The sequence below is a fragment of the Streptomyces sp. NBC_00075 genome (genome assembly GCF_045041225.1).
Taxonomy (GTDB): Bacteria; Actinomycetota; Actinomycetes; order Streptomycetales; family Streptomycetaceae; genus Streptomyces; species Streptomyces adonidis.
In genome coordinates, this window is record NZ_CP108243.1 from 3,784,473 (window position 1) to 3,796,206 (window position 11,734).

The window sequence follows — 11,734 nt, forward strand, 5'->3', positions numbered from 1 at the left end:
TGTCCCCCGACTTGAGTTGACTTGCGTGAAGCATGAAGCATGAAGCGAAAGATGGTGCGAGAACGTGAAGCGAGCGAGTGAAGACTAGTGACGTTGAGTCAATAGTGCGACCGAAGCGGCCACTTGGCACCCTGATATGTGGTCCCGGACCCGAACTCGCCCCGTTCCCGACCCGTTCCCGCCCGGTTCGCCCACGACTTCACCCCGGTTGCGGCCGGGCGCGGCTGACAGACTTCCCGTCATGGGGTCGATCCACACGTTCATGGCGGGCATCAACGACTATCAGCCCGACATCGCCACGCCGCTCAGGGGCTGCCTCAACGACATCGCCGAGGCCCACCGGCTGGTGACCGCCCGCACCGGGGGCGGCGCGCGGGTGCGGACCGCGCTGAACGGCGCCGCGACGGTGGCGGCGGTCGAGGACGGCATCCGTACGTTCCTGGGCGCGGCCGGGCCCGGTGACACCGCCCTGTTCTGGTTCTCCGGGCACGGTACCCGCCAACTCGCCTCGGGCGCCGACCTGTTGATCGAGGCGACGGGGTGGAACCAGGCGCTGGTCTGCGCGGACGGGCCGCTCCCGGACAAGCGGCTGGGCGCGCTGCTCGCGGAAGTCTCGGCGCGCGGGGCGGATGTCGTCGCGGTGATCGACTGCTGCTACTCCGGAGGCGCCGACCGAGAGCGCCTGGCCGGGGCGACGGCACGGTTCGCGGCGCCCCGGCCCGGTTGGCGGCAACCGGTGACCGGACGGGAGGTGGCTGCTCCCCAAGGACTCCAAGGACTCGAAGGGCCCCAAGGGGCCTCGCGGCACCTGCTGTTGGCCGCCAGCCTGCTCGACCAGCTGTCGTACGAGGACCACTTCGGCGGGCGACGGCACGGGGCGTTCACCTACGCGCTGCTGGGTGCGGTGCGCGCGGCCGGGCCCGACGCGACCTACCGGGAGCTGCTGGCTGCGGCCGACGCTCGGGTGCAGCGCGCCGGGATCCAGCAGCGGCCGGTGCTGTCGCCGGAGACACCGGGCGGCCCGGCCGACCGGCCGTTCCTGGGCGGGGTCACACGGGGTGCCGCATCGGGGGCCACCGGCGAGCATCTGCTGCGGTTCGCGGCGGAGGGCTGGGAGGTGGACTGCGGCACCGGGCACGGGCTGCGGGACGGGGCGGGCGCCGAGGGTACGGAGTTCGGCGTGGTCGGGGACCGGGCCGAGGGTGCGGAGGGTCGGGTGCGGGCGCGGCTCGTGCACACCGACCGCACGCTGGTGGACCCGCTCGGCTGGTCCCCCGACCCCGAGCGCGTGTACCCGGTGACCCCGACCGCGCTCGCGACCCCGCCCGCCACGCTGACCGTGGACGAGGACCCCGCCCACCCGGGCGCCGCCGCCCTCCTCAGGGCCACCATCGTCTCGTACGGCCCCGGCGGCGGCCCCGCGCCCTTCGTACGGATGGTCAACTCCCCCGAGGAGTACGGCGATCCGCACTTCCGGCTGGTCGTACGCGGCGACACCGCCCGCGTGCTCGGCAGGGACGGTACGGAGTTCGTGGCGCCGCTGCCGTTCCGCGGGGAGCCGATCGGTGACGCTCGACGGATCGTGGACTGCCTCTCCCACCTCACCCGCTGGTTCCGGCTCCGGGATCTCACCTCCCGCCCGTCCCTCCTCGACAACCTGGTCCAGGTGGAGGTGGTCCCGTGGGGCGACATCGACGGGCCCGCCCTCGTGCCGGACGGCAGCGGCGAGATCGTCCGCTCGTACGCCCCCGAGGGCGCCCCCGGTCCGCGTGAACCGTGGGTCACGATCCGGCTGCGCAACCGTTCCCCGCAGCGCACCCTGTGGTGCGTGCTCCTCGACCTGACCGACCGCTACGCCGCCAACCCGGTCCTTTTCCCGGGCCACTTCATCGGCCCCGGCCACATCGGGTACGCCCTGGACGGCGACCCCGTACAGCTCTCGATCCCGGCCGACCGGGCCGTGGTACCCGGGGCGGAGTCCCGTGACTGGCTCAAACTGATCGTGGCGGAGGGGGAGTTGAGCACGGCGCCCTTCCAACTGCGGCCGTGGGAGCCGTACGAGGAGGTAGGCGCGAGGGAGGGCGAGGCAGGGGCGGACGGCGTACTGCGGTTCGACGGTCCCCAAGCCTCGTACGGGCGGCGCGAGATGGGGCCCGTGGCCGGCGGCGGTACGACCGTCCGCTGGGCGACGCGGACGTTCGCCGTGCGGACGGTCGTACCGCCGGCGCTGCCCGTGCCCTCCCGGGCTCACCGGTTCACTGGCCGAGGTGGGTGAAGCCGGCCCAGGCGCTGAGGTCGTCGGGGTCGATGCGCCGGGCCCGTTCGGCGAGGCGGGCGGGCAGGCCTGCGGGGAGTTCGCGCCCCGGGTCCAGCATCCAGAGCTGGGCGCGGCGCAGGGCCCTGGCGGGCGGCTCGTTCTCGGTGCGCAGGAAGTGGTGGGTCAGGAACATCAGGACGGAGGTCGCGTCGTCCGGCACCGGCCACAGCGAGCCGACGACCGAGCGCGCACCGGCGACGAGGAAGGCGGTCGCGAGGCTGTACGCCTCGTTGTGCCCGCGCCCCGACACATGGCTGCGGCAGGCGGCGAGCAGGACGAGTCCGAGCCGTCCGCCGCCCGCCCCACCGACGGCCTCGGTGAGTTCCTCGGCCGCCAAGTCGCCCCCGTGGAGGGAGAGATGGGCGGTACGGCGGGCGGTACGCGCGATGGAGGCATGGCAGGCGAGGTGCAGCACTCCGCCCTCCCCCTCCTCCGCGCCGGCCCCGGTGAGCCAGTCGAGGACCTCCTGCGGGGTGCCGGGCCCGTCGGTACCGCCACCCTCGCGGCGGCCCAGGAACCGGCCGTGCGGATAGAAGACCCGCTGTACGGCGTCGGCCTCCTCGCCCGCCCAGTGCAGGTCCCCGGTCGGGTTGCCGACGACGAGCGCGGCCCCGGAGTGCGCGGCCTGGGGCCTGGCGGCCACGTCGCACAGCAGCCGGGCGGAGGCGGCGTACGAGATCTCCGCCTCCTCCAGCGCGTAGCGGCGCCGCCCGTCCTCGTCCTCGGCCCAGGCCGCGTGCCAGGGCACCAGCCCGAGCGCCCCCATCGGCACGAACACCAGCCGGGGCACCCGCCCACTGGCGGTGGCGAACACATCGAGCAAGGGCCGCGTCCCGGCATACCAGGCCCAACCGCACAGCCGGTCGAGCCGCCGCCGCAACGACGGCACGTCGGGCCGCGCAGCGGAAACGGCGGACGACCACCCGGGGACGGGCCCCATCTCCCGCTCGTCGTCCCGAAGTCGGTCGGCGCGCGCCGCCTCCGAGTCACCCGGCGGCGCGGTGGACACCGCCGCCGATGACCGGCCGGGGCCAGGCCCCATCTCCCCGTCCATGTGCGGGAGTTGCTCCGGGGACACCTCCGCCGAGTCGCCCGACGCCCGGACGCGCGCCCGCAGCGGGTCCCCGTCCCCGGCGAGTGACGACATGCCCGGCTGGGCGGCGGACGACCAGCCGGGGACGGACCCCATCTCCGGCTCACCGTCCCGGAGTCGGTCGGCCTGCACCCCCTCCGAGTCACCCGGCACCGGCAACGGGCGGCCGTCCCCGGCGGACGACGACCTGCCCGGCGAGGCGGCCGACGACCAGCCGGAGGCGGACCCCATCTCCCGTCCGCCGTCCGGAAGTCGGTCGGCGCGCGCCTCCTCCGGATCGCCCGGTGAGGCGGTGGGCGCGGCCGACGGCCAATCCGAGACGGGGCCCGTCTCCCGTTCCTCAGCCCCGAGTTGGTCGGCGCGCATCTCCGCCGGCTCCCCCGGCACCCGTACGTACGCCTTCAGTGGGCCCGCGTCCTCGGTGAGGGTCGGGAGGGGGATCGAGTGGACGTCTCCGGTGGTCGTTACGACGACCGCGGTGCCGGGGGTGTCCGGGCCGGCCGGGACCAGGTAGACGAGGGCGTCCTTGCGGAGGGCGCGTAGGGCGGTGGCGATCTCGGTCGGGGTGGGTGGGTCCAGGAGGCGGTCCTGGAGGGAGTCCGCGCCGGTGAGGGCGGACAGGACTCGGCGGCGCAGGGCGCTGGGGACGGACAGGGGTTCGCGGAGGGCGGTGAGCGGGTCGGCTGCGTCGGACGCCAGGCCTGCCGCCCGCCATTCCTCGGCCAGTGCGTCGTGGCCCGCCGCCACCAGGCGTTCGGGGACCGTGCGGGACGTGGTCGCGGCGTGCAGGATCAGGCCCCGGCAGGCGTCCAGGGCCTGCACGGCCTCGTCGAAGGCGTTGTCGCGCACACACCAGCCGGCGACTTCGAGCGCGGTGTCGGTGGCCTGCGCCACAGCCTCCTCGGCGTGTGCGGTACCGGACTGGACCAGGGCCGCCCAGGCATGGCCGCGCAGTGCGTCTAGGCCGATACGGCGGGCCACGCCCTTGTCGTCCCGGCGCAGTTCGCCCCGGGTGCGGTAGGCGCGGCCGAGGGCGAGTCCGGAGGCGGCGTACAGCCGGTGCTCGGGGCCGCCGGCGGTCCTGTATGCCTCCTCCAGCAGGGCGATGCCCTTGGTGAGGTGGCGGGCGCGGGCGCCGGGGAAGGGCTGCGTCTCGGAGAGGGCGCAGTGGCCCATGCCGAGGGAGTGGCCGTAGCGGAGTCTGCTGTCGCTGCCCTCGTCTACCAGTTCGTAGGCCTCCTCCACGAGCCCCATGGCCTCGGCGATCCCGGCCGCATCCTGGGCCCGCGCGGCCCGCGCGAACCGGGTGATGCCGTTGTCGCCGAGCACCCAGGCCCGGTTGTCGCGTGGCAACGCGCGTGCCAGGCGCCGCAGTCGGGCCGTCGAGGGGCGGCCGACGAGCGGCGGCGCGGGCGGGGCGCCCAGCTGCTCGGCGAGCCGGTCACGGGCGGCACGGGCGTTCTCCAACATCGTCCAGAGTTCGATGCGGGGCAGGTCGTCGGGGCCGAGTTCCGCGTGCGTCGCGGCCAGGACCGCGAGGTGCTCGTCGGCGCCCGCGAGGTCCCCGCGCTGGGCGGCGGCGTGTGCGTCGAACCCGGCCTGCTGAGCGGTCAGGACCTTGCGCATGTAAGGGGTCAGGCGGGGGCTGTCTCGCAGTTGCCGCCACATCCGGCCGGCCGACTCCGTGTCGTCGCGCGCGCCGGCGGTCTGCCCCCGGTGGTTGACGGCGGCGAACCGGGCCATGTCGATGCTGAACCCGAGCTGGTCGTCGTCGCCTCGCCCGGCGCCGACGGCACCCGCGGTGTTCGCCGACGCCGTACCCGCCGCCTCGGCCCGCGCGAGATGGTCGAGGACCGCGTCCATACCGCGCCCGGAACCGGCGAGTTCGTCTCGCAGCCGGGTCTGGGCGACCACGGCTTGCGCCTTGCGCTGCCAGGCCGGATCGTCTTTGCCGTACGCGAGGACGGTGTCGATCAGCTCCGTCTTCTGCGCCTCGGTGATGTGGGTGCCGTGCGGGTCGACGAGCATGCCGTGGGAGAGCAGGTTGATGGCGAGGTAGGCGCGCGCCGTCTCCGATTCACAGGCGTCGAGGAGGGCGTACCCCCTGTCGAACGCCTCCGCCAGCCGCCCCACGGAGCCGAAGCTCTTGACGATGCCCGGGAAGTCGTCGTCGACGTCGCTGAAGTCCAGCGCTCCGAGCCCCTCGTCGAGGTCGCTCAGCATGCCGGAATATGCTGCCGCGGCGGCCGCGGTGGTCATCTCCGCCGGGATGTCCGCCGGGTCGGCGGGGGTGAAGCCGTGTTCCGTCTCCAGCTCGCTCCAGGCCCAGACGCCCATCATCCGGGCGACCTTGCGCAGCTCCTCGTCGAGCTCCTCGTCCTCCAGAACCAGTGCGCAGGCCTTGGCGACCTCGTGCAACCGGTCCGGGTCGTGGTCCTCGTGGTAGCGGTTCTGCTGGAACACCCCGAGGAACAGGGCGGTGTGGGTGACCAGCCCGTCCCGTGCGGGTACCCACTCGTCGACGGCCTTCCTGATCAGCCCGATCGCCCGGTCCTGGCCCGGTCCGTCACCGCGCAGGCTCGCCCGCTCGTACAGCATCCGCCCGAAGCTGTCGAGGAACACCGGCACCAGCCGGTCGACGTCCGCGGGGTCGGCCAGCAGTCCGTTCAGCTCCACCTCGGCCGCGGCGGCCTGCGCCTGGTCCTTCCAGTGCCCCCAGATCAGGAAACGTACGAACGCGCTGCGGATCCCGGCCTCCCAGGCCCAGGACGGCTCCTCGCCGGTCGCCCGCCGCGCTTCGAGCAGCGCGTCGCCGAACTCCTCGCGGGCCTGCTCCAGTTCGGCCCGGTCGGCGGTGGCCCGGCCGTGGATCATGAGGCCGAGGCCCAGGCTGTAGCGGACGAGCGGCAGATCGCTGGTGGGCAGCGCCGCGTCGAGCACGGCCCGGTAGTACGTGGCGGCGGCCTCCGCGTCGGCCGCGTCACGGCCCAACTCCTGCCGCTCCAGATGGAGATAGCCCCGGCCCTCGGTCAGATCGACGGCCTCTTTGCTGCCCGGCTCCAGCACGGCGGCAGCCGCCTCGTGCCGCCGCAGGGCCTCGTCGACAAGTTCGAGAGCCTGTGCGCGCGTCCCCTCGAAGCCCAGGTAGCGGTACTTGGCGACCGAGGCGAGAAGATGCAGGCCCAGCGTGCGCACGAGGTCGTGGTCGAGGTCCGGGGCGAGGCTGTCGGGAGACAGTGCGGCCATGCCCTCGCGCAGCAACTCCCAGGCTTCGTCGAGGAGTTCGGCGCCGGGTTCGATGTCGAACTGGCAGGCCCTGACATGGCCGAACATGACCCGCCAGGCCGCCCACTCGCCGGGGTCGCCGGGTGCCTTGAAGGCGAGCGTGAAGGCCTGGGCGGCCAGCTCCAGGTTGCCCGGCTCGTCCGTCAACATGTGGAGCCGGTAGGAGAGTTCACCGGCCGTCGCGCACAACTCGGGGGCCTCCGGGGCGTCGGACGCCGTCGCGGCGATGGCGTCGAGGATCTCCTCGCGGCGGGCGCGGAGTTCCTCGACGAAGGCCAGGAGTTCGTCGTCGGGCTGCGGGGCTTGTGCGGTCACGGGCCGAACTTTCCGGGATCGGGACGCCGATGTCGTCCGTACGATCGCCAAATTACGGTGTCAGGGCGCGAGTTGGACGTAGTACGGCAGCAGCAGCGAGTTGAGCCACTCCCGCCCCTCAGCGGTGCCGAAGTCCATGGCATCGCCCTCCTCGACACTCAGCGCACCCTCCGGGCAGCGGTCGTCGAACAGCACCACCGTACGGTCGGCAGGTTCCCGCTTCGACGACCACACGAGCCCCTGCGCCCACGGCTTGCTGTGCCGTCGGATCCAGTGCGCCCAGTCCCTGGTGTACGGGTACTCGTCCGCCTCGGCGTGCACCAGCCAGGTGTCCTGGTGCACGGCGGCCAGTTCCTGCGCGGACGTCAGCGGCAGCACCCCGACGTCGGCGGTGAGCCGCAGCGTGCTCAGCCGGCGCCCCTCGACCGCGCGCCGGGGCAGCAGCCGGGGACCGCCCGAGGGGTCGAAGGGCAGCGAGCGCAGCAGGGTCTCGCAGACGGCGGCGGCAGCGCTGAGCCCGGCGTACAGATAGCCGTACGGATCACAGGAGGTGGCGTCGAAGCGGCCTCCGCCGTAGAGGCAGTGCGAGGGGATCGGGTTGAACTCGGCGGCGCCGCGGTGCGAACCGTGGATGCGGTACAGAGGGGTGCCCCTGGCCAGAGTGACCTCGCCGGGGGTACCAGTGAGCGCCTCGGGCGGCCGGTAGTTGGGCACGGTCAGTCACTTTCCATCAGAAATCTCGCGGTCTCGACGAGTTGTCGGTCGCGCCCGGTGCCCAGCAGCCGGACCGGGCTGGTGCCGCCGAGCCAGGCGTTGGCGGACAGCCACCAGTCGGCGGCGCCCCAGGGGTCGTGGTCGGCGTCGAGCAGCGCGTTGACCTCCAGGACGGGGAGCCAGGGCAGGGCGTCCTCGCTGAACTGGAAGCGCGGGAGGCGCAGTCGGCCGCCGGGGCCGGGCAGCCGGATCAGGTCGGGAGAGTGGGGGGAGCCGCCCCCTCGCTGCACCTCGTCGGCGTCCAACGCGGGCTCGGCGAGCAGGCGTTCGCGTACGGGGCCGAGGATCGGGCCGACCATGCGGTGACCGTCGAGGAGGAGGACGGCGAAGTCCTCGGCGGTGAAGCCCTGGACGGACGGCAGCCTGCCCGCGGCCTGGTGCACGGCGACGAGCCGGGCGTGCCCGCCCGCCCCGAACTCATCGGGGAGCGCCTCTCCCAGCAGGCCTGCGGCCTTGGCGGCGCTGAAGTGGCGGGCGCGGGTGTCCTGTCGGGGATCGCGTACGACGGTGAGCAGCGCGACCAACCGGGCCCGCAGGTCCTGCCCGAGCCGCCCGGAGACCCGGTCCCAGCGCGCGGCGGCGCCGGCCAGGGTGACGTACGAGCCGGTGTCCGGGTCGAGATGTTCCGGCGGCGGAGTCCCCATCACTCCCCCTCCCCCACCGAGGCCAGCAACCGCTCCACCAGATCCCCCCGAGCATGCCGCCGTACGACGAAGTGGATCTCCCACTCCGCACCCCGGGCCAGTTCCGCCTCGACGGCGGCCCACAGGGCCCCGAAGCTCTCCAGCGGGGTGAGACCACCTCGCCCCGCGCCGAGCAGCGGCAGGCAGACCGAGCGCAGGGGCGGGTCGTACTGGCCCGCCTCCTCGGCGAGTTGGGCGAAGACGCGGGCCACGCCCCGGGTGATGTCGGCGGGCTGGACGTCGTAGTCGTTGCTCTCGGGGCGGGGTACGGCCACGGCGACGTGGTAGATGCGCCGGATGCCCTGCCCGGCCAGCGCGCCCGCCGAGGTGACGGCGACCGTGCCCGGCAGGGCCGCCCGGCCGGGAGCCCCGTGCCGGGCGGCCCATCCCCCCAGCTCGTCGTGGATGTGATCCTCGACGAGCCCCCCGGTGGCGTCCCTGCGTGCCCCCGCACGTCGCAGGGTCGCGGAGACGGACGACTTGTAGGGCGCGGGCAGCGCGAAGTACGTGTTCGACGGCGACACGACGACGTCGATGTCCCGCAGCAGATCCACCGAGTGGACGTGCACGGTGACCGGGACGGTACGGCCGTGCACACGGACGTCGAGGGCGCGGTGGGCGTCGGGAAGCCGCTCCGCCGGGACAGCGGCAACAACCGTCGCCCGGTCCCGCCGCGCGACCTGCCCGACCTGCACTATCTGTTCCGCGATCTGCCCGAGGACCATGAACTCGTGGTGCTTGCGGAAGCGTTCGACGCTCACCCCGTACACCTGGGCGGCCCGTCTGCGCCGGTCGGCGGCGGGCCAGTCGCGAGTGCCCTGGGCGAGGCCGAGGCTGTACTCGGCGGCGGTCTGGAGCGTACCGCCGCCCATCCGGGAGACGGCGAGCCGCAGTACCTTCTCCACCGGCCCCCCTGGCAACTCGCCGTCTCCTGACGGGGGTTGCGGAAGTTCACGGGCGACCCCGGCGAGCACCGGCACGGCGAGTTCGCGCAGTCTGACGACTCCGGCTCGTCGCACCTTCCGCACCTCCGCGAGGACCGCTCCGTGTTCGAGCTGGTGGGGCGGCGGCGACGGCATGACGATCAGCATCGCACCGGCACCGCAGGCCTCACAAGCCTGTTCCGCAGCCCGTTCCGTCCTTCCATTGCACCGCATGGGCCGGTCGGGGACGGGTCGCGAACAGGTCGGTTTCGGGGCGCGTGGGGGGACGCCCCGAAACCGACCGGTCCAGAGAGGGTGGGGGTGGGGGCGGCTACACGAACAGGCTCAGCACGGCCGCCACCGCGAACCCCGCCACCGACAGCACCGTCTCCAGCACGGTCCACGTCTTGAGGGTGTCCCGTTCGCTGATGCCGAAGTACTTGGCGACCATCCAGAAGCCGCCGTCGTTGACGTGCGAGGCGAAGATCGAGCCCGCCGAGATGGCCATGATGACGAGGGCGACGAACGCCTGCGAGTGGTCGCCCTCGCTGAGCAGCGGCGCCACGATGCCCGCCGTCGTCACGATGGCGACCGTCGCCGAGCCCTGGGCGACCCGCAGCACCACGGAGATCAGATAGGCGAGGACGATCACCGGCAGGCCGACGTCGTTGAACGTGTCGGAGAGCGCCTGCGCGACCCCGCTGGCCTTGAGGATCGCGCCGAAGATCCCACCGGCGCCGACGACGAGCAGGATGTTGCCGACCGGCTTGAGGGACGCGGTGGACACCGTCTCCAGCGACTTGCGGGACCAGCCGCGGCGCAGGCCCAGCAGGTAGTAGGCCATGAACAGGGCGATCGTCAGGGCGACGAACGGGCTGCCGAGGAAGGTGACGACCGACCGGAAGGTGGAGGGGTCGAGCGCGATCGAGGAGAACGTGGCGGCGAGGATCAGCAGCAGCGGCGTACCGATGATGGCGAGGACCGTGCCGAGCGGTACGGGTGTCTCCTGGGGGGCCACTCCGGCCTCGCGCTGCTCGTCGAGGACCGCCTTCCTGGCCTCCTCGGCGGCCTCCAGCATGTCCTGCGGTACGGGGACGAAGATCCGCTTTCCGATCCACGCCGACCACACCCACGCGGCGAGCACGGCGGGCAGTCCGCAGACGACGCCCATCAGGATGACCCAGCCGAGGTCCACGTGCAGCAGTCCGGCGGCGGCGACCGGGCCGGGGTGCGGCGGCAGGAAGGCGTGCGTGACGGAGAGGCCTGCGAGGAGGGGCAGGCAGTAGAGCAGGATCGACTTGCCGGAGCGCTTGGCGGCTGCGTACACGATCGGTGCGAGGACGAAGATGCCGACGTCGAAGAAGACGGGGATGCCGAAGACGAGGCCGGTGAGGCCCATGGCGAGAGGCTCGCGCTTCTCGCCGAAGAGGTTGAGGAGCCTGGACGCCAACACCTCTGCGCCGCCGCTGACTTCGAGGATCGCGCCGAGCATCGTGCCGAGGCCGATGATGATCGCTACGTGGCCGAGGATGCCGCCCATGCCGGACTCGATGACGGAGACGGCGTCCGAGCGCTGGACTGTGCCGAAGAGTTCGGTGACGCTCAGGCCGGCGCCCAGGCCGACGGCTATCGAGACGGCGAGGAGGGCTACGAAGGGTTGGAGGCGGAGCTTGATGATGAGGACCAGGAGCAGGGCTATGCCCAGGGCGGCGACGGTGAGGAGACCTGCGGTGCCGTCTATGAGGAGGAGCAGGCCGCCGGTGTGGGGTGGGGTTTCGGGCATGTGGGGGTCCTCTGTTGTTCAGTTGCGGGGGGAATTTGGGCAGGGGGGAGCGCATCAGTGGCCAGGTGCGGGTTGTTTGTGGTTGCTCGCGCAGTTCCCCGCGCCCCTGAAGGGGCCTGCGGCCCCTCAGGTGCGACGGGGCGGGACTCAGCTGTCCAGGACCGCTAGTGCGTCGATCTCGATGAGGAGTCCGACCGGGAGGCCGACGTACACCGTCGTGCGGGCGGCGGGGGGAGCGGTCAGCGCCTGCTCCTCGAAGTACGTGTTGTAGATGCCGTTCATCTCGGCGAAGTGGTCGACGTCCGTGAGGTAGACGCGGATCATCATGACGTCGTTCCAGGTCGCGCCGCCCTCCTCCAGGATCGCCTTGACGTTGGCGAGGGTCTGGAGGGTCTGTTCGCGGAGGGTCGGACCGGCCGGTGTCGGGGGCTTGCCCTCCTCCGCCGGCAGGAAGCCGACCTGGCCGGCGACCTGGAGGATGTTCCCCTTCTTCACGCCGTGGGAGAACTTGGCGGGCGGGGTGGTGTGGGTCTTCGGCGTGAGCGCGATCTTCTCGGTCAT

At 72.8% G+C, this 11,734-nt stretch carries 7 protein-coding genes; 1 reads left to right on the top strand and 6 read right to left on the bottom strand.

Annotated features, from left to right (window positions below; all coding sequences use genetic code 11):
* The first annotated feature begins 241 nt into the window (after positions 1–241).
* Entirely contained in the window at positions 242–2,275 is a 2,034-nt protein-coding gene (locus OG787_RS16165) for a caspase domain-containing protein (protein ID WP_405535572.1), read from the top strand.
* Here the strand turns inward: OG787_RS16165 and OG787_RS16170 are convergent.
* The 6 genes from OG787_RS16170 to OG787_RS16195 all read right to left on the bottom strand — a co-directional run bounded on the left by OG787_RS16170 (position 2,256) and on the right by OG787_RS16195 (position 11,734).
* Entirely contained in the window at positions 2,256–7,010 is a 4,755-nt protein-coding gene (locus tag OG787_RS16170; RefSeq protein WP_405535573.1) for a CHAT domain-containing protein, read from the bottom strand. The genes OG787_RS16165 and OG787_RS16170 overlap by 20 nt on opposite strands.
* 60 nt (positions 7,011–7,070) lie before the next feature.
* Positions 7,071–7,724 (bottom strand): RES family NAD+ phosphorylase, encoded by a 654-nt coding sequence (locus tag OG787_RS16175; RefSeq protein WP_369035017.1) that lies wholly within the window; start codon positions 7,722–7,724, stop codon positions 7,071–7,073.
* A 2-nt stretch (positions 7,725–7,726) separates the two neighbouring features.
* Positions 7,727–8,428, bottom strand: coding sequence for a hypothetical protein (locus OG787_RS16180; protein WP_405535574.1), 702 nt, complete (start codon positions 8,426–8,428; stop codon positions 7,727–7,729).
* Positions 8,428–9,546, bottom strand: a complete 1,119-nt coding sequence (locus OG787_RS16185) for a hypothetical protein (protein WP_405535575.1) — start codon at positions 9,544–9,546, stop codon at positions 8,428–8,430. The genes OG787_RS16180 and OG787_RS16185 overlap by 1 nt, the downstream gene beginning before the upstream one ends.
* A 175-nt stretch (positions 9,547–9,721) precedes the next feature.
* Positions 9,722–11,173 (bottom strand): GntP family permease, encoded by a 1,452-nt coding sequence (locus tag OG787_RS16190; RefSeq protein ID WP_405535576.1) that lies wholly within the window; start codon positions 11,171–11,173, stop codon positions 9,722–9,724.
* A 147-nt stretch (positions 11,174–11,320) separates the two neighbouring features.
* On the bottom strand, positions 11,321–11,734 hold the full coding sequence (locus OG787_RS16195; RefSeq protein ID WP_369036078.1) for a RidA family protein: 414 nt from the start codon (positions 11,732–11,734) through the stop codon (positions 11,321–11,323).

Coding starts and splice junctions, on each gene's coding strand:
- OG787_RS16165 (WP_405535572.1), top strand. CDS start 242: ATGGGGTCGATCCACACGTTCATGGCGGGCATCAACGACTATCAGCCC.
- OG787_RS16190 (WP_405535576.1), bottom strand. CDS start 11,173: ATGCCCGAAACCCCACCCCACACCGGCGGCCTGCTCCTCCTCATAGAC.
- OG787_RS16195 (WP_369036078.1), bottom strand. CDS start 11,734: ATGACCGAGAAGATCGCGCTCACGCCGAAGACCCACACCACCCCGCCC.
- OG787_RS16180 (WP_405535574.1), bottom strand. CDS start 8,428: ATGGGGACTCCGCCGCCGGAACATCTCGACCCGGACACCGGCTCGTAC.
- OG787_RS16185 (WP_405535575.1), bottom strand. CDS start 9,546: ATGCCGTCGCCGCCGCCCCACCAGCTCGAACACGGAGCGGTCCTCGCG.